Source organism: Hymenobacter siberiensis (assembly GCF_018967865.2).
In the GTDB taxonomy this organism is placed as follows: Bacteria; Bacteroidota; Bacteroidia; order Cytophagales; family Hymenobacteraceae; genus Hymenobacter; species Hymenobacter siberiensis.
On the sequence record NZ_JAHLZY020000001.1, the window covers coordinates 2,604,048 to 2,620,961 of the forward strand.

At 61.0% G+C, this 16,914-nt stretch carries 17 protein-coding genes and 1 pseudogene; 7 read left to right on the top strand and 11 right to left on the bottom strand.

The features are described from left to right. The first annotated feature begins 19 nt into the window (after nt 1–19). The 3 genes from KQ659_RS11575 (at nt 20) to KQ659_RS11585 (ending at nt 2,595) form a co-directional block, all read left to right on the top strand. The gene (locus tag KQ659_RS11575) at nt 20–244 is read left to right on the top strand and encodes a hypothetical protein (RefSeq protein ID WP_216688655.1); all 225 of its coding nucleotides are present in this window, start codon (nt 20–22) and stop codon (nt 242–244) included. 132 nt (nt 245–376) lie between these two features. Further along, a complete protein-coding gene (locus KQ659_RS11580) occupies nt 377–1,738 on the top strand; it encodes a 4Fe-4S binding protein (protein WP_216688654.1) in 1,362 nt (453 codons plus the stop codon). 266 nt (nt 1,739–2,004) lie between these two features. Then, nucleotides 2,005–2,595 carry a hypothetical protein gene (locus KQ659_RS11585; protein ID WP_216688653.1) on the top strand — a complete coding sequence of 197 codons (591 nt, stop codon included), beginning with the start codon at nt 2,005–2,007 and terminating at the stop codon, nt 2,593–2,595. A 144-nt stretch (nt 2,596–2,739) separates the two neighbouring features. Here KQ659_RS11585 and KQ659_RS11590 read toward each other — a convergent pair whose 3' ends face one another. Next, nucleotides 2,740–3,732 carry an alpha/beta fold hydrolase gene (locus KQ659_RS11590; protein ID WP_216688652.1) on the bottom strand — a complete coding sequence of 331 codons (993 nt, stop codon included), beginning with the start codon at nt 3,730–3,732 and terminating at the stop codon, nt 2,740–2,742. Between the two features lie 102 nt (nt 3,733–3,834). Further along, nucleotides 3,835–4,290: a peroxiredoxin gene (locus tag KQ659_RS11595; RefSeq protein WP_216688651.1), complete on the bottom strand. Its 456-nt coding sequence runs from the start codon at nt 4,288–4,290 to the stop codon at nt 3,835–3,837. A gap of 94 nt (nt 4,291–4,384) precedes the next feature. Here KQ659_RS11595 and KQ659_RS11600 point away from each other — a divergent pair, with 94 nt between their 5' ends. The 3 genes from KQ659_RS11600 to KQ659_RS11610 all read left to right on the top strand — a co-directional run bounded on the left by KQ659_RS11600 (nt 4,385) and on the right by KQ659_RS11610 (nt 8,114). After that, nucleotides 4,385–5,083 (top strand): glycosyltransferase family 2 protein, encoded by a 699-nt coding sequence (locus KQ659_RS11600; protein WP_216688650.1) that lies wholly within the window; start codon nt 4,385–4,387, stop codon nt 5,081–5,083. Between the two features lie 97 nt (nt 5,084–5,180). After that, a complete protein-coding gene (locus tag KQ659_RS11605; RefSeq protein ID WP_216688649.1) occupies nt 5,181–6,638 on the top strand; it encodes a cellulose synthase family protein in 1,458 nt (485 codons plus the stop codon). Nucleotides 6,639–6,758: 120 nt separating this feature from the next. Further along, a complete protein-coding gene (locus tag KQ659_RS11610) occupies nt 6,759–8,114 on the top strand; it encodes a hypothetical protein (protein WP_216688648.1) in 1,356 nt (451 codons plus the stop codon). Between the two features lie 147 nt (nt 8,115–8,261). Here KQ659_RS11610 and KQ659_RS11615 read toward each other — a convergent pair whose 3' ends face one another. The 8 genes and pseudogenes from KQ659_RS11615 to KQ659_RS11650 form a co-directional block, all read right to left on the bottom strand. After that, nucleotides 8,262–9,128 carry a hypothetical protein gene (locus KQ659_RS11615; RefSeq protein ID WP_216688647.1) on the bottom strand — a complete coding sequence of 289 codons (867 nt, stop codon included), beginning with the start codon at nt 9,126–9,128 and terminating at the stop codon, nt 8,262–8,264. Between the two features lie 118 nt (nt 9,129–9,246). Next, nucleotides 9,247–9,897, bottom strand: coding sequence for a TIGR04282 family arsenosugar biosynthesis glycosyltransferase (locus KQ659_RS11620; RefSeq protein WP_216688646.1), 651 nt, complete (start codon nt 9,895–9,897; stop codon nt 9,247–9,249). After that, complete coding sequence (locus KQ659_RS11625; RefSeq protein ID WP_226915546.1) at nt 9,890–10,426, bottom strand: rhodanese-like domain-containing protein; 537 nt, start codon at nt 10,424–10,426, stop codon at nt 9,890–9,892. The genes KQ659_RS11620 and KQ659_RS11625 overlap by 8 nt, the downstream gene beginning before the upstream one ends. A 29-nt stretch (nt 10,427–10,455) precedes the next feature. Further along, nucleotides 10,456–11,505 (bottom strand): arsenosugar biosynthesis radical SAM (seleno)protein ArsS, encoded by a 1,050-nt coding sequence (gene arsS, locus KQ659_RS11630; RefSeq protein WP_216688645.1) that lies wholly within the window; start codon nt 11,503–11,505, stop codon nt 10,456–10,458. A 110-nt stretch (nt 11,506–11,615) separates the two neighbouring features. Beyond that, entirely contained in the window at nt 11,616–11,954 is a 339-nt protein-coding gene (locus tag KQ659_RS11635; RefSeq protein ID WP_168672718.1) for an arsenosugar biosynthesis-associated peroxidase-like protein, read from the bottom strand. A 44-nt stretch (nt 11,955–11,998) separates the two neighbouring features. Next, nucleotides 11,999–12,481, bottom strand: a pseudogene (locus KQ659_RS11640) (heme NO-binding domain-containing protein); the annotation flags it as partial. 350 nt (nt 12,482–12,831) lie between these two features. Further along, nucleotides 12,832–13,749 carry an anti-sigma factor domain-containing protein gene (locus tag KQ659_RS11645; protein ID WP_216688643.1) on the bottom strand — a complete coding sequence of 306 codons (918 nt, stop codon included), beginning with the start codon at nt 13,747–13,749 and terminating at the stop codon, nt 12,832–12,834. Between the two features lie 7 nt (nt 13,750–13,756). Next, entirely contained in the window at nt 13,757–14,317 is a 561-nt protein-coding gene (locus tag KQ659_RS11650; protein ID WP_226915545.1) for an RNA polymerase sigma factor, read from the bottom strand. A 266-nt stretch (nt 14,318–14,583) separates the two neighbouring features. On the opposite strand from KQ659_RS11650, the gene KQ659_RS11655 reads away from it, so the two are divergent. Continuing rightward, the gene (locus KQ659_RS11655; RefSeq protein ID WP_216688642.1) at nt 14,584–15,978 is read left to right on the top strand and encodes an NAD-dependent succinate-semialdehyde dehydrogenase; all 1,395 of its coding nucleotides are present in this window, start codon (nt 14,584–14,586) and stop codon (nt 15,976–15,978) included. A gap of 95 nt (nt 15,979–16,073) precedes the next feature. On the opposite strand, the gene KQ659_RS11660 is transcribed toward KQ659_RS11655, so the two are convergent. After that, entirely contained in the window at nt 16,074–16,838 is a 765-nt protein-coding gene (locus tag KQ659_RS11660; RefSeq protein WP_216688641.1) for a YdcF family protein, read from the bottom strand. Nucleotides 16,839–16,914: the final 76 nt, after the last annotated feature.

Here is a 16,914-nt window from a genome sequence, read left to right on the forward strand (position 1 = left end):
ATTTTCAATTTCTCCCTCCGTGGATTTCTCCAAGCTATACCGTCCCTCGGCCCTCAACAGCTTCCAGTTCATCGCCCTCACGGGCCTGCTGATGAGCGCCGGCGCGCACTTGATTCTGCACTTCTTCGTGGGCTACCTGCCGGCCGGCTTCAACTGGCTCTACGTATGCTGGGCTGGCTTTTACCTCGTAGGTACGCTCATCAACATCTTCGGTAAGCCCGACGAGCCGCACCACCATCATTAAAAGTTGGCCGTCATGCTGAGCGCAGTCGAAGCATCTCTACCGCGATAGTAACTCAGTTTAGTATTGCGGTAGAGATGCTTCGACTGCGCTCAGCATGACGACCTGATATCATTACGTTCTACTTTTTCCATAATGACGCCTACTCTCTCCCCGCCCCTGCCCGCGACTTCGCCCGCCGAAAAGCTCACGCTGGCCGTAGTGGCCGGCGGCCTGCTGGCCCTGCTCCTGGCCTGGGCCGATGCCGACCCCGCGCGCCGCACTACCTGGTTCTGGCTGGCCCTGGGCCTGGTGAGCGCCGGCACCCTGGCCTGGAGCTGGCTGAAATACGGCCAGCACCCGGCGGGCGTACAGCAGGACAACCTTTGGCTACGAGCCAGCACCGGGCGCGGCGCCATTGCCTGGATTACCGGGCTGGTGCTCACCGGCTTCTACGTGGTGCTATACTGGTACAGCGGCGATGATGGCAAGGGTAATTTTGGCCTGCTCAACAACCTGGTGCATCCGCTCGACAGCTTCAGCCAGGCGCTGCGGGGCAAGCCAGCCGACCAATGGTTTCTCTATGGCACGTTCTACACGCTGGCGATACTGCTGATGGGCGGCCGGGCGCTGTGGAAATACCGCCACTCGCGCTACCAGGTTATCCGCACCGCTTCGGTGATGTTTTTCCAGTTGGGCTTTGCGTTTCTGATTCCGGGGCTGCTCCAGTTTTTTCAGCAGCCGGAGTTTTATTTCACCTACTTCTGGCCGCTGCACTACCAGTACCTGTGGCCCAGTGATGTGCACAGCCTCATCCAGAATGGGCAGGCGCTGGGCGTGTTCATGGTGTTCTGGGGCGCGGTGATGTCGTTCGTGGCCACGCCGGTGCTCACCTATTTCTACGGCAAGCGCTGGTACTGCTCGTGGGTGTGCGGCTGCGGCGGCCTGGCCGAAACTGCCGGCGACCCCTACCGCCACCTCGCCGATACCAGCCGCACCGCCTGGCGCTGGGAGGTCCGTATTATCTACACCGTGCTGGGGCTGATAATTGCCATTACGGCGCTGCTGTGGGTGCACTTCGCCACCGGCGGTACGCTACTGGGCGAGGCCGGCAACGTTGGGGCCAAATGGTACGGCTTTGCCATCGGGGCCGTGTTTTCGGGGGTCATCGGGGTGGGCTTCTACCCCTTGATGGGCTCGCGGGTGTGGTGCCGCTTCGGCTGCCCCATGGCCGCCTACCTGGGCCTGCTGCAAAAGCATTTCTCCCGCTTCCGCATCAGCACCAACGGCGCGCAATGCATCTCGTGCGGCAACTGCTCCAACGTGTGCGAAATGGGCATCGACGTGCAGCAATACGCCCAGCGCGGCGAGCCCATCATCCGGGCCTCGTGCGTGGGCTGCGGCATGTGCAGCACCGCCTGCCCCCGCGGCGTGCTCAACCTGGAAAACGGCCCGCGCGAAGGCCGGTATCAGTCGTCGCAATTGATTCACGCAGATTCATTGCGGATTTTGAGCTAGCTGATTCAGAATAGAACAGCGTTGTATGGGTTTGGGGTGCGGCGTTTACGAAACTCATGGCTTAGCGAGATTTCCTGAACTTTGAAAGGTGAACGAGTTTCTTAAACTCACCGTGCGTTGTAGAGGCTTGCTGCAAGCTTTTTTTCAGTTAACTGGTAAATCTTCACTCTTTGGACACGCTTCCTTCCACAAGCAGTGGCCCCTTGGCGTGGGTCCAACCCAAGCTTTCACGCCCGGGCAAGCGATTGTCTGCCCCCGCCCCTAACATGGAAACCCGCCGAATCCGGTATTGGCTGCTGCTACTGCTGTGTGGGGCCGGTGCGTGCTCTCCCCCGCAAGCGCGCCTGTTGCTTCCCCCTGACAGCGGCGCAGTGACGCTGGCGGTGGACAGCGTCCAACTGCCGGAATTGGCGTCCTTTCCTGTTCGGCTCACGCTCACCAATTATACCCGCCATCCCGTGGTGCTGGTCTTTGCTTCTCCCACCCCGCAAGGCCAAGCCGACAACTTCTATTTGGTAGCCGGCTCCGACACTTTTTACTTGGGCGTGAAGAGTCCAGACCACCGCTTGGTCTTTCCGGGAAAGACGGCAACCTCTTTTGTGTGTGACGGGTACTTCCTGCGCGGCAAAGGCCATTTTGATTCCTTCGGGCGCATTGACTCCGCGTTCAAAGAGGGAAAGGTGGTCTACGAACTCGCGGGTCTGGAATCTCGCGACAGTGGCTTTCCGCACACATCCCCGCCGGTTGACACGGTACTACTGCCCACAAAAGTGGAGGCACTAGCGCACGCGTGGGTGGGCCATGAGTTCTTGCCTGGCTCGTATAGGTGGCGAGAACAACGGCTTGTTCAGCACTAGCGGCTCCGCCGCAATTGCCCGTGTAAGCGCTCAAAGTGGAATAGTCAATGACTACGGACCGCCATCTGCATCCACAAAAACGGTAGTTCGAGTATAATCGAAAGTTTATTTACATACCATAAAAACAGTTCTCAACACTTAACCCTATCCCAAAAATCCAAGCAGCGACTTGTAAAACTGCGCCGGAGCTTCCAGATGCGAAATGTGCCCCACGTTCGGAATCTCCACCAGTTTCGCGCCCTTGATTTGGGCGGCGGTGCGGCGGCCCAGCGCGGGGTACTGGCCCATTTGAGCCAGGATTTTGGGGTCTTTTATCAGGCCTTTGCCTACCACAGTACGGTCATCCTGGCCGATGATGAGTAGCGTAGGCACCGTTATTCGGCTGAATTCGTAGCTCACCGGCTGTTGATATATCATCTCGAAGGTAAGGGCGTTGGCACGGGCTACTTTGGGGAAGTCGGGGCTGTGGGTTTGGGCGGCGAGGGGCAGCAGCCACTGGTCGTGGGCCGCCGGGTAGCCGTTGAGATAATAGGTCGCGTGGTATTTGCGGATGCTGGCTTCGGTGCTTTTCAGTTCGGTGGCTTCGGCCTGGTCCACGGTCTGGAAGGGCACGCCCACGCGGTAATCCTCCAAGCCGATGGGGTTTTCGAGGACCAGCTTTTCGGTGGTTTCGGGGTAGAGGAGGGCGAAACGGGTGGCCAGCATCCCGCCCATGCTGTGCCCCACAATAACAGCTTTTTTCACGCCCAGCGTGTCGAGCAACTGCCTGATATTGCGGGCCAGCTGATGAAACGAGTAGTGAATATCGGCCTTATCCGACTTGCCGAAGCCAATTTGGTCGGGTACTACTACGCGGAAACCAACGGCGGACAGCGTTTTTATCGTCTCGTGCCAGTAGGCTCCGAAAAAGTTTTTGCCGTGGAGCAGCACCACCGTGCGGCCATTGGGCCGGGCAGTGGACGGCTCGTCCATGTAGGCCATGCGCAGGGCCTGGCCTTCCAGCTTTAGGGGCAGGTAGCGCACCGAGAAGGGGTATTCGTAGCCGTCGAGCGTGGCGTTGAGCGGTGCAGTCTGGGCCGGAGCAATGGTGGCGGCCAGCAGCAGGGACAGCCAGAGAAACAGTAGGAAACTGGGCATGTTGCTCTTTACGCAAAACCCATTATTCCGCTGGTGTTTCTCGCACAGAGTTGCACAGAGGCTGGCTCTGTGCAACTCTGTGCGAAATACTCTTTGCTGAGGTTACGCAGGCAGCCCTTTCAGCACTTTCTTGGCATTGCTCACATGGTCTGTCGCGCCACTCAATGAGTTGAAAATGTACTGGATAATGCCATTCTTATCAATCACAAACGTAACGCGGCCGGGCAGCAGGCCCAGCAGGGCGCGGGGCACTTCGTAGAGCTTGCGCACTTTCCCGTCGGTATCGGCCAGCAGCTCGAAGGGCAGGCGGTGCTTCTGGGTAAATTTCTGGTGCGACTTCTCGCTGTCGGAGCTGATGCCGATAACCTCGGCCCCGAGGTCTTTGAAATCCTCGTACTGGTCGCGGAACGAGCAGGCCTCGGCCGTGCAGCCGGGGGTGTCGTCCTTCGGATAGAAGTACAGCACCAGATGCCGGCCACGTTGGTCGGCCAGGCGAAAAGTTTCGCCGGAGGTGGTGGTGAGCGTGAAATCGGGAGCGGGCTGGCCTACCTGGAGCATATTACTGGGGGTTGAAAAACAGCCGCAAGGTAGCGGCACGGTGCGGCTTTACGGCGGCGGCGGCATCTTTGTGGCCCGTTATACCATTTGCTTCATGCCCCAGCCCCGCGTCAGCGTTATCATTCCCGCCCACAACGAGGCCGGGGCCATTGGCCTGGTGCTGGCCGAAATCCCGGCTGGTTTGGCGCAGGAGGTGATTGTGGTCGATAACAACTCGACCGACAACACCGGCGAAATGGCCCGGGCCGGCGGGGCCACCGTGTTGCGCGAGCCGCGCCCCGGCTACGGCTACGCCTGCCTGGCCGGCATGGCCCACGCCTTTGGCCGGCCCCAATCCGAACAGCCCGACATCGTCGTATTTCTCGATGGCGACCATTCCGACTTCCCCGAACAAATGCCCGAACTACTGGCCCCGCTCCTGCGCGGGGAGGCCGACCTGGTCATCGGCTCGCGGGCCCTGGGCGTGCGCGAAAAGGGCTCCCTCCTGCCCCAGCAGCGGTTTGGCAACTGGCTGGCCGCCCGTCTGCTGAATATTCGCTACGGCGGCACTGTCACCGATTTGGGGCCGTTCCGGGCAGTGACGGCCCCGGCCCTGCTGCGCATTAGCATGGAAGACAAAACTTACGGCTGGACCGTAGAAATGCAGGTGAAGGCCGCCCGCCTGGGCCTGCGCACCGTGGAAGTGCCCGTGCGCTACCGCAAGCGCATCGGCACGAGCAAGGTATCGGGCACGGTGCGCGGCACCCTTGGGGCGGGCTACAAGATTCTGTGGACGATTTTTAAGTACTGGTAATTTTTCCCGGTCGGTAAGTTTCCGGCCCGGCCCGCGTCTACCCGGTCGGTGGAGCTGTTTTTTTGGTTGTGTTGCAAATCTTTATTCTTTGTTTCTGATGGCGGTACTGCCCCTTTTGCTGGTGGTGCTGTACACCCTGTGCCTGCTGTTCATCCTGGGGTTTAGCGCGGGACAGTGGCAGCTCACGCGGCTGGCCCTGCGGGCTTACGCCAAGGGACTAGCTCCGGCCCCGCCCGCCCCGTCCCACTGGCCCCGCGTGCTAGTGCAGCTGCCGCTCTACAACGAGCAGAATGTGGTGGAGCGCGTCATCGACGCCGCCGCCGCCCTCGACTACCCCGCCGACCGCCTGCACATCCAAGTGCTCGACGACTCCATCGATGCCACCGTGGCCCTGGCCGCCGCCCGCGTGGCCCACTACGCCGCTCAGGGCCTGCGCATCAGCCACGTGTGCCGGCCCAACCGGGAAGGCTACAAAGCCGGCGCGCTGCGCTATGGCCTCGAAGAAAATGAGGATGAATTCGTAGCCATTTTTGATGCTGATTTCGTACCCGACCCGGATTTTCTGCGGCGCACCATCCCCTACTTTTTGCAGGATAAAAAAGTGGGCGTGGTGCAAACCCGTTGGGGTCATCTGAACGAGGACGAGTCGCTGCTGACGCGCCTGCAGGCCTTTGGGCTGAACGCGCATTTTCTCATCGAGCAGGTGGGACGCACGGCGGCGGGCTTTTTCATCAATTTCAACGGCACGGGCGGCGTGTGGCGGCGCGCCTGCATTGACGATGCCGGCGGCTGGCACACCGACACCCTCACCGAAGACCTCGACCTGAGCTACCGCGCCCAGCTGCGCGGCTGGCGCTTCATCTACCGCCCCGAAATAGTGGCCCCCGCCGAGCTGCCCGCCGTGATGGACGCCCTCAAATCGCAGCAGTTCCGCTGGACCAAGGGCGCGGCCGAAACCGCCCACAAGCACCTCGGCAACATGTGGCGCTCCCAGCAGCCGCTGCCGGTGAAGCTCCAGGCCACTTTCCACTTACTGAACAGCAGCGTCTACATCGTCATCATGCTCATGGCGCTGCTGAGCGTGCCATTGGTGTTTGTGCGGGCGCAACACCAGGAGTTTAAGGGCGTATTTCGATTGGCTTCGGTATTTCTGATTGGGTTTACGCCGCTCATTTATTACTACTACACTGCCTGGCGGCTGGCCCACCCCACCAAGCCACTGTGGCGCTACCCAGTGTTTTTCCTGCTGTTTTTATCGGTTTCGATGGGCCTGTCGCTGCACAATGCCCGGGCCGTGGTACTGGGCTGGTGGGGCAAGCGCACCCCATTTGTGCGTACGCCCAAGGCCGGCACCGGCAGCCTCGCCCGCAAGCGGCGCTACCGCACCGGCGGCGTGGGCGGCCTCGTAATTCTGGAAGGCGTATTGGCGGTGTACTTCGCGTTTGGCCTCGCGGCCGGCCTTTACCTCAACGACTTCGGCCTGCTGCCGTTTCACTCGCTGCTCACCATTGGCTTCGCGGCGATTTGCTACTATTCCATCCGCGACGACAAATAAGTAGTCAGTCATAAGTAATCGGTAGTCAGACAGAAATCAATTGAGTGATTTTTTAGATAGATGAAACCTGATTACTGATTACTAACTACTGACTACCTACTTAACAGAACGCTGAAACCCTTGTCTCTCAAGCTGCCTTCCGGTTCTCAGGTTGCGGCGCTGCTGCTGGCCGGCGCGGCGTACACGGGCCTGGCCTTTGCCACGCCACGGGCTGATTTTGGCCAGCTGGCGGGCTTGTTTGCGGTGGCACTGGGGGCGTATGCGTGGCTGCTGCACAGCCGGTTACCGCTGCGCTGGGGGCTGGGCGCGGCGCTGGTGTTCCGGCTGCTGTGGCTGCCGGCCACGCCGGCTTTTTCCGACGATATTTTCCGCTTTCGCTGGGATGGCCTGCTGGTAGCGCACGGCGTGAACCCGTTCCGGTTTCGGCCCGATGAAATAATTGCCGACGGTGCCCGCACCGCCCTGCCCGATGCCAGCGTGCGCAACACGGTATTGCCCGAGCTTCAGCAGCTGTACCGGCAGCTCAACTCGCCGCACTACTACTCGGTATATCCGCCGGTGTGCCAGGCGATATTCGGGGGTGCGGCCCGCCTGTTTCCGGCTTCCGAGCGCGGGTTTGTCACCTGCCTGCGCCTGGTAATGCTAGCCGCCGAAGCCGGCACGGCCTGGCTCCTGCTGGCGTTGCTGGCCGCCATGGGCTGGCCCCGGGTTCGGGCGCTGCGCTACCTGCTGCACCCGCTGCCCATCATGGAGCTCACTGGCAATCTGCACTTTGAGGCGCTGGCTCTGTGCTTTCTACTCCTGGCCATCTGGCTGCTGAGCCGGCAGCAATGGGCCAAGTCGGCCGGAGCGCTGGCCCTGGGCGTGGCCGCCAAGCTAATACCGCTGCTGGTGCTGCCCTTGCTCATCAGGCGACTGGGCTGGCGGCGGTTTCTGGCATACGCGGGTATGGTGGCGGGCACGCTGCTGGTGTTGTTCAGCCCGTTCCTGTCGGTGGCGCTGGTCGTCAACATCAGCCGCAGCCTGAACCTATATTTCCGCAGCTTCGAATTCAATGCCAGCATCTACTACGTGGTACGGGCCATTGGCTACCAACTCACTACGTACAACAAAATTGCCCAAATCGGCCCGGCGCTGGCGCTCACCGGCGGCCTGCTTGGGCTGGCGCTGGCGTGGCGCGAGCGCCGCCTCACCGTGGCCTCGCTGGCCCAAACGCTGCTGCTGATGCTCACTGCGTATTATGCCCTGGCCACTACCGTGCATCCGTGGTATCTCGCGCTGCTCATCGGGCTGGGGGCGCTGTCGCGCTTCCGCTTTCCGTTGGTGTGGGGCGGGCTGGCGGTGCTTTCCTACGCCGCCTACCGCAGCAGCGCCTACACCGAAAACCTGTGGCTGGTAGCGCTGGAATACGTAGTTACGCTCGGGGTGCTGGTGTGGGAGCTGACGCTGGGCTTACGCAATCGGATAGCAGAATGATAACAGAAAAGCGAGGCAGACCAAACGCAGCACCCTTTTTTACAGTGCTTTATCACCAAGTTACTGCCCCTTTGAAGCTTGTAAACGGCGCATCTAAGTTTCTATAAACCTGCCGCCGCTATGCGGCTATCACTCCACAACTGAGGGTTACTTAGGCCAATAGGCATAGCGGCGCACTGATTTCAGGCGCAGGGTGCGGCCATCCCAGGTAGCTTGGCGGAGTAGTATATTGGGGTATTTTTTGGCGAACCAGTACACGCTTTCCTTGCCGGGAGCCAGCACCAGGGCCACGCGCCAGGCGGGCTCGGCCGCATCGGCGGCGGGGGCTTCGGCGGTGGTGAGGCGGGCCTGATAGTAGACCGGCGGCGTAGCCTTGTTGGTTTGCTGCAAATCCAGCACCGTCAGGTTGAAGCTGGGCTTTTGGTCAAATCTCAGGGCGCGGAGCGTGTACGGCAGGGCATCTTCGAGAATGATATCGCGGCGCAGGTCGCGGTTGTTATCGCCCTGGCCATCCCAGTAAGAGTGAAACCACATCTCGAAATTCACCCCATCGTCGATGATGGACTTGAAGGTATTGCCGCACCATTCCTGCGACGACGACGACATTTTGAACAGCGACACCGGCTGGTCGCGCCGGAAGAACAGCGACGTGAGGTAGTGGTACGGGTATTGGTCGGTCTGAATGCTACAAAACTGGTTGATTTTCATCACCGGAAACAGGTCATCCCGCTTGTAGTCGTCCGTTTTCACGTTGAACTGCTGGTTGAACGCCTCCTTCACCGTAATCTGGGTGTACTCAAACAGCCGCTTCTTCTTATAAATCACCCGTTCGGCATCGTAGGTTGCTACTTCGGCCAAGCCGTCCTCCCACAGCTTGCGCATGGCCCATTGCTGGTCGAAAGCAGGCATCACGGCCTGCAAGGCCTGAGCCGAAACCGGCGTTCGCGCTTTCGCCGGCTTGTCTTCGGCCGGCGTGCAGCCGCTCAGGAGCAGGCCGGCAAGCAGCAAGGGCATCAAGCGGCGTAGCAGCGGGCAGCTCATCATATCGGGCAGGCTTTGGAGAGGTGAAGAAAGGAGCCGTAAGATACTAACGGGCCTGCGACACTGGCAAAGCAAGCCGGTCAAAACAGGCCTAGCTTCCGCTCGCAGCGCGCCAGACGGCCAGGTCGTCGGCGTTGTCCACGTCGCGCAAGGCAGGCAAAAAGGCTGCCCGCAAGCCCAGCCGGGTGGCATCGGCCAGCGTATCGGTCAAAACCGAATCGGTGCTCCAGGTTTTGTTCAGAAACAGCTCGGGCTGGGGCTGGCGCAGGCCGAGCAGGTAGTAGCCGCCATCGGTGGCAGGTCCCAACACCAGGTCGTTGGTTTCGAGCAGCGCAAAAGCCTCGTTCAGGTGCGTGGCGCGCAGGCCCGGGCAATCGGTTCCGATGATGGCCACGCGAGCTGCCCCAGCGGCAAAGGCCGCTGCAAACGCGGTGGTCATGCGCGCGCCAAGGTCGCCCTCGGGCTGGCATTTGGCGTGGTGGGCTGCCCACTCGCGGGTTTCGGCAGTGGTGGGCTCCGGCCCGGCAGTATCGGCCAGCCACACAGTGGCCGGCACGCCGGCGGTCACCACGGCGGTGTTGGTTATGGCCAGCAGCTCGTGGTAGACGGCCAGCGCGGCGGGCGCTCCCACCCCGGCCGCAAGCCGGCTTTTTACCCGGCCCAGGGCCGGAACACGGGCGAATACCAGCAAATGGGAGTCGCTATCTGATTGCGCAGCGTGGGCCGCAAGGTCTTCACTCATAAACTTTTCGGCCCCGCTTCAGCCAGGGGCTCCAGAATGTGGAATAAGGATGCACATTGTTGGTGGGGCCGGCGGAGTCTACCACGGGGTGGCCTTCGTTCACCCACTCAAACAGCCCGCCGTAGAGGTTGCGCACGTTGCGAAACCCCAGGGCGTGCAGGCGCTCGCCCAGCCGCTCGCTCCGCACGCCCACCGAGCAGTACACCACCACGGGCTGGCTGCGGTCGATGCCGGCAAGCTGCACGGTGGCAACGGAGTCGAAGGGCACGAAGCGGGCCCCGCGCAGGTGGCTCACCTGGTATTCAATGGGTGTGCGCACGTCAAGCAGCAGCGGCGGAGTGGGCTTGGCCAGCTCCGTTGCCAGGGCAGCGGCGGGCACCGTGGGCACGGTGTTATGATACAGCGTGCGTAGTAGCTGCTTGTAGAGCATGCCGGGACCGGCCGTTTCGTCACCGGCTCCGCTCCCGCAGGCCCCCAGCGCAAGTAATCCGGCACTCAGGCTAATGCGAACGAGACGGGGCCAGCTCATGGGAAGAAGATTTAAAATTCGATTTGCCACTAAGCTGTAGCCCCGCCGCAGCTGGAGCCCGCGCCGGCGGTGCAGCCATAACAGTGCTGGTTCACCACGATGTTCCGGTTTTGCAGCGCATCGAGGTCAAAATCGCGGATGTGCCGGGCCGAAGCGGTGGCAACCGGCAGGTCCAGCATCTGGTTGAAGTCGCAGTCGTAGAGCAGGCCGTCCCAGCCCACCGAGATGGTGCTGCGGCACATTACATTGGCGGCGGCTACGGGATTGTAGGCCTGCACCAGCTTGTCCATGTAGCCGTCGTAGTTGCCGCTTTCAATTAAATAATCAAGAAAGCGACTAACGGGCAGGTTGGTGATAGCCAGCAGGTTATTGAAGCTCACGCCGTGGTCGCGGGTCAGGCGTTGCTTGAACTCGCGCTCCAGACTAACCTGGTTGCCGGGCAGGAATGCCCCCGACGGGTTATACACCAAATCCAGCGTCAGGCCGGAGCCTTCCACGCCGTAGCCCACGGCGTTGAGCATGTGCAGGGCCCGCATCGAGCGGTCGAACACGCCTTCGCCGCGCTGGGCGTCGGTGCGGCCGGCCGCGAAGTGCGGCAGCGACGACACCACCTGTACGCCGTGCTTGACGAAAAACTCGGGCAGGTCGTTATACTTCTTGTTGGCTACGATGATGGTCAGGTTGCAGCGCACGATAACCTGGCGGCCCAGGGCCGAAATGCCCTCCACGAACCAACGAAAGTCCGGGTTCATCTCGGGTGCGCCGCCGGTGAGGTCTACCACCTGAATATCAGTTTGAGCCAGCGCATCCAGGCACTGCTGCATGGTTTCGCGGGTCATGATTTCGGTGCGGTCGGGGCCGGCATCTACGTGGCAGTGCTTGCACACCTGGTTGCACATTTTGCCCACGTTTATTTGCATCACCTTCATTTCGGTGGGCCGCAAGGGCAGCAGGCCGGTTTCGCGCAGCTTGGCGGCGAAGGCAGGAAAGCGGGCACCCACCGTCTGCGCCGGGTTGAGGACGTCGAGCTGGTAAGTGGAATCAGCCAGCGCGTGATGCTGGGCGTGGAGAGATTTCATGAATTTAATTTACAGGAGGATATAAGGCACGATGATGCTAAGCACAAATAGGTTATCGCAAAACTGAGGCAGGCCTTTCGAACTACTTAGACAGCGCACCGCCCCAATCCTTACATCGACAGTTCTTTGGCTTTGTTCATCATCATGGTGGCGTGCACCAGCGTGGCACCGCCTTTAATGGCCGCCCCAACATGCACGGCTTCCATCATCTGGGCTTCGTCGGCCCCTTTCTGGAGCGAGTCGGCCGTGTAGGCGTCGATGCAGTACGGGCATTGCACCACATGGGCTACTGCCAGGGCAATCAGCGCTTTCTCGCGCTCGCTCAGCGCGCCTTCTTTAAATACCTCGCCGTAATAATCGAAAAACTTACGGCCCATTTCGGGCTGCCATTCGGAGATTTTTCCAAATTTAGCCAGGTCGGCCGGGTTGTAGTACGAAGCGTCGCTCATGGATTGAAAAATAAATGAAGGAAATTGAATCAGAGAAAGATAAGCTAGTGCCGACGTACGTGAATCCGGACCCGCTCGCCGTCTTTGATGGTAGTAGGCATCACGTCGATGCGGTCGGCTTCGTCGTAATACGCGGCCAGGCCACGCACGATGCCCACCGCCAGCCCGCTCATGCGACGCGGCGACACGTAATCAATCATCAGCTCGTTGGGCCCGAGGCGGCTGACTGCGAGCATGGGCGGCGAATTTTCGGTGTGCTCCTGGCGCACTTGCTTGTGCATGGTTAGGTCGGTATGCTCCAGCATATCCAGCATTTTCCACTCGGGCTTGAGCAGGCGCTGATACATATACATGAGGTCGGGCACGAGGTATTCGCCAAATTTTTCGTGCAATTCCCCGGCCGAGAGGTCGGTCGTCTCGGCCGCGTGGCCCACGAGGGCATAAATATGCTCGTCGGGATAAACGGTTTTGTGGTTGAACGCTACTTTATCGAGGCCCGCAAGCTCTACCAGCTTCACCCAGGTACTGTGGTCGTACTGAGTTTACATATAGCGCTTTAGCATGGTCAGAATGGTGCCGTGCATAGACATTGAAGCTGCTTTTTTTAAGTGGCAAACAATGCCGCCTGCCAGCCCAAACGGACAGCAGGCAGCATTGTTCATTTTCGACGAACCCAGATGCTGTCTTTTTTCACTGACTGAATAGCTGATGTTACGCTGGTAACGCTTGTACCGCAAATTTCAACTGGTACATCGTTGCTGATTTCTCATCCTGAAAAACGGCTCAAAAGCATTAAACCAGCAACGAGAAACCAGCAACAAAACCAGATGCTGCACAAGTCACTATGCAACAGCAATGAAACTAAATTTGGGGCGGGCTAAATATTACCTACCACCGTCATCGTGCTCAGGGTGGGGCCGGCGCTACCGCCAGCGGGCTCAATGGTCATGGCAAAGGTTTGGGCGCTGGCAATATCCTTCATGTGCTGGAGGCCTTCGCCCGAGGCCGTGGCCACGGTGAGCACCCCGGCATCAATCGGCTTGCCATTGTCGAGGGCCCAGAGCTGGTACTGCTTGTCGGCGGGCAGCGGCGGCAGGCTGCGCACGTCTACGTACACCTTGTGGGTGGCGACATTGAACAGCACCCGGGCGTGAGCCGAGGGCGCGGTTTTGGTGCCGGCCAGAGCCACAGCGCGGAACTCGTCGTTGCGTAGCACCTGGTTTTCCTGTTGCAGCGCGCCCAGCTTCTCGTTCACGACCTGCGTGGTAGCGGCAAAGCGGGACTGGTCATTTTGCAGGGCTACCAGCTCCGAGCTGGCGTTTTTCCAGTTCGAATACAGCAGCATATTGCCGCCCAGGCTCAGCAGCAGGGCTACCGAGGCGGCAATGGCCCAACCCGAGCGGCTGGCCGACGCCTGCACGGGCGCGGAGGACATGGGCCGCACCACGGCTTCGGGCGCGGCGGCCACCGGCTGCGGAGCACTGGCTACGGGGCCGGGGCGGCTGGTGGTCTGGGCTACGGCATCCACATCGGCGCGGAGGCTGGCATTGGCAGCGGGGCCCGCAATCTGGGCCAGTACGTTGCTCAGTACCCGCTCGCGCATGGCGGCGGGGGGCGCAATGGCGTGGGCTTCGGCGTAGAAACCCAACGCTGCCTGAACCTGCTCCAGCTCGGCCCGAATGGCGGGCTGGCTGGCGGCCTGGGCTTCCACTGCCGCCTGCTCGGCGGCCGAGAGCTCGCCCAGCGCGTATTGCTCCAGGATGCCCGATTCTATATAGTCTTGGAAGTTTTCCACGGTTGGTTCAGCGAATAAGTTTGCTTAGGACTTTGATAGCGGTGCGGGCGCGGGTTTTCACCGTCCCCAAAGGGATGTTGAGCTCCTCGGCCACCTCACTTTGGGTGAAGCCCTCGAAATAGAGCATGTCGATAATCTGGCGCTGCTCAGGAATAAGCTTTTGAGTAATCTCCTGCAGGCCAATGTGCTCGGGGCGGAAGGTTGTGGGCGCGGCTTGGCGCTGCGCCGTCAAACTATCGTCCAGCCCCGTTGTTTTACTACCTACGCGGTGCTGTCGTGAGCGGATTTTATCGATGCTCAGATTCCGGCAAATGTTCAGTACCCAGGTGAAAAGCCGGCCCTTGGTGGGGTCGTAGCTGGCAAAGGCATTCCAGATTTTCACCAGGGCTTCCTGCAACACGTCCTCAGCCTCGTCCTCGGCCTTCACAATGCGGAAGATGACGCCGTAGAGCGTGGCCGAATACCGGTCGTAGAACAGCGTCATAGCCGATTGGTCGCGGGCCTGCAGGCGCCGGACCAGGTCCTCCTCGGCGGCAGGTGGGAGGGAAATTAACGAATTATCGGACACGGGAGTGACTGAAAGTGAGTAATAAAGCGGAAAGGCGGGGCCTTGCGGAGCACACGAAAATACGGTATGCCGCGTAATTGCCCGTATACGACCTTACACGGGCCGCAACTAAAGCCGGCAACCGCTATTTTGGTTGCCGCCGCCACCACAACCCACGCCAGGGCTATGATGTTGAAGAGCTACTTATCTACGGTTTGTGGCCGCCGCTTTTTGCGGCAGCAATAGCCAGTGCACACTCCTTATTTTCCTGGTTTTCTTTATTCACAATGCCCATCGAGTCCTACAACCCCTACACCAACCGCGTCCTGCGCCGCTTCACGGCCTTCAGCTGGACCAAAACCGAGCGCATTCTCGGGCAGGCCCACCGGGCGGCGACTACCTGGCCCGCCACCACGTTTGCCCACCGCGCCGGGGTGCTGCGCCGCGCCGCCGCCCTGCTGCGCGAGCGCCAGGACGAACTGGCCCGCCTCATGGCCCTGGAAATGGGTAAACCCATTGCCGACGGTCGCGCCGAGGCCCTGAAATGCGCCACCTGCTGCGACTACTACGCCGAGCACGCCGAGGAATTTCTCAGCGACGAGCTCATCAAAACCGACGCCGGCCGCAGCTTCATCAGCTACCAGCCCATTGGCGTGGTGCTGGCCGTGATGCCCTGGAATTTTCCCTTCTGGCAGGTGGTGCGCTTTGCCGCGCCGGCCCTCATGGCCGGCAATGTAGGCCTGCTCAAGCACGCCTCCAACGTGCCGCAGTGCGCCCTGGCACTGGAAAAAATATTTCACGACGCGGGCCTGCCGCCGGCCTGCTTTCGCACGCTGCTCATCGGGTCCGATTTGGTGGAGAAGCTCATTGCCGATGACCGGGTGATGGCCGTGACGCTCACGGGCAGCGAGGGCGCGGGCGCGGCCGTGGCGGCCACGGCCGGGCAGCACATCAAGAAAACCGTGCTGGAGCTGGGCGGGTCCGACCCGTTTATCGTGCTGGCCGATGCCGACGTGGCCCTGGCCGCCAAAGCCGCCTCCCAAAGCCGCATGATAAACAGCGGCCAGAGCTGCATTGCCGCTAAGCGGTTCATCGTGGAAAAAAAGGTGATTAAGGAATTCATCAGCCACCTCAAAACCCACCTGCTGGCCCTGCGCCCCGGCGACCCGCTCGACGAGGCTACCCAATACGGTCCCATGGCCCGCCCCGACCTGGCCGACGAGCTCAGCGAGCAGGTGAATGACTCGGTGGCCCAGGGTGCCAAAGTGGAGCTGTACGGCGGGCAGGCCAAGCCCGGCACGGCCCTATTCCGCCCCATGATTCTGTCGAACATCAAGCCCGGCCAGCGTGCTTACGCTGAGGAATTATTCGGCCCCGTGGCGCTGGTGCTGGAAGCCAAAAACGCCGACGATGCCGTGCGCCTCGCCAACGACTCCCGCTTCGGCCTGGGGGCCGCCGTGTGGACCGGGGACCCGAAAAAGGGCGAGGCCATGGCCCGCCAGATTGAAAGCGGGGCCGTATTTGTGAACGGCCTGGTGAAGTCGATGTCCGAAATGCCGTTTGGCGGTGTGAAGAAGTCGGGCTACGGCCGCGAACTTTCGTATTTGGGCATCCGCGAATTCGTTAACCAGAAGTCGATTTGGATTGGCAAGGAGGTGGTGCCGGTAGCGAAAACGGAGTAGTATAATTCGGATACACAGAACGTCATGCTTCATCTGGCGTCCGCGCAGCCGAAGCATGACGTTCTGTGTATTCCCTTGCCAACCTCCTACTTTCGCTACAAATACCCCAACACTTTATACGTCAGCCAGCCCGTGATTTCGTGCACCAGCAGGCTGATATTAACCATTGCCTCGGGGCTGGGCACCAGCCAGGCATCGGGCGATAAGCGGCGGTCGGCGCTGCGGTAGCCGGCCGGGAAGCTGATGGGGTGCAGCCCGACTTTGGCAAAGCAGCCCATGGCCCGCCGCTGGTGAAAGGCAGAGGTGACGAGAATGAGCGTATCCAGCTCGGGCCGGGCCACCACCAGCTTTTGCGTGAACAGTGCGTTTTCGCGGGTGTTGCGGCTCTGGTTTTCGAGCAGAATGGCAGAGTTGGGCACACCCGCCAGGCGCAGCAGCGTGGCCAGGTCGCTGGCCTCGGTGTGGGCGGCCGTTTTTACGGTACCCGAGCCGCCGGAAATGATGATGCGGCGCACCCGGCCGGCCCGGTACAGCCACAGCGCGTTGGTGAGGCGGTCGGCCCCGGGGCCGAGATACACCCGGTCGTGGGGCGACTTGTTGACGCTGGTGATACCGGTGAGCAGCACGGCGGCATCGGCGTGGCGGGGCAGGGCGGCCAGGGCTACGGGCGGTTGCTCCCAGGCCAGCAGCAGCTCATTGGCCAGGAATGGATTGGTGCTGAGCAGCATGAGCACCAGCGCGGCCACCAGCCAGCGCCGCTGGCGCGGCGGCCGCGCTACCAATGCCGCAATTAGCAGCGCCACCAGCCACACGGTGGGCAGCAGCGCAAAGTCGAGAACCTTCGAGAGCAGAAAAAACATGTTCAAAGGTAGCGGGCCGGCCGGCGGGCTGGTTGTAGCGCGAACTTTTCGCTTGCGAGGCTGCGAGCCAACTAAT

Bases quoted from the DNA above. Each gene is read 5' to 3' on its own strand.
- KQ659_RS11580 (WP_216688654.1), top strand. From the start codon at position 377: ATGACGCCTACTCTCTCCCCGCCCCTGCCCGCGACTTCGCCCGCCGAA.
- KQ659_RS11585 (WP_216688653.1), top strand. From the start codon at position 2,005: ATGGAAACCCGCCGAATCCGGTATTGGCTGCTGCTACTGCTGTGTGGG.
- KQ659_RS11590 (WP_216688652.1), bottom strand. From the start codon at position 3,732: ATGCCCAGTTTCCTACTGTTTCTCTGGCTGTCCCTGCTGCTGGCCGCC.
- KQ659_RS11595 (WP_216688651.1), bottom strand. From the start codon at position 4,290: ATGCTCCAGGTAGGCCAGCCCGCTCCCGATTTCACGCTCACCACCACC.
- KQ659_RS11600 (WP_216688650.1), top strand. From the start codon at position 4,385: ATGCCCCAGCCCCGCGTCAGCGTTATCATTCCCGCCCACAACGAGGCC.
- KQ659_RS11605 (WP_216688649.1), top strand. From the start codon at position 5,181: ATGGCGGTACTGCCCCTTTTGCTGGTGGTGCTGTACACCCTGTGCCTG.
- KQ659_RS11615 (WP_216688647.1), bottom strand. From the start codon at position 9,128: ATGCCCTTGCTGCTTGCCGGCCTGCTCCTGAGCGGCTGCACGCCGGCC.
- KQ659_RS11620 (WP_216688646.1), bottom strand. From the start codon at position 9,897: ATGAGTGAAGACCTTGCGGCCCACGCTGCGCAATCAGATAGCGACTCC.
- KQ659_RS11625 (WP_226915546.1), bottom strand. From the start codon at position 10,426: ATGAGCTGGCCCCGTCTCGTTCGCATTAGCCTGAGTGCCGGATTACTT.
- arsS (WP_216688645.1), bottom strand. From the start codon at position 11,505: ATGAAATCTCTCCACGCCCAGCATCACGCGCTGGCTGATTCCACTTAC.
- KQ659_RS11635 (WP_168672718.1), bottom strand. From the start codon at position 11,954: ATGAGCGACGCTTCGTACTACAACCCGGCCGACCTGGCTAAATTTGGA.
- KQ659_RS11655 (WP_216688642.1), top strand. From the start codon at position 14,584: ATGCCCATCGAGTCCTACAACCCCTACACCAACCGCGTCCTGCGCCGC.
- KQ659_RS11660 (WP_216688641.1), bottom strand. From the start codon at position 16,838: ATGTTTTTTCTGCTCTCGAAGGTTCTCGACTTTGCGCTGCTGCCCACC.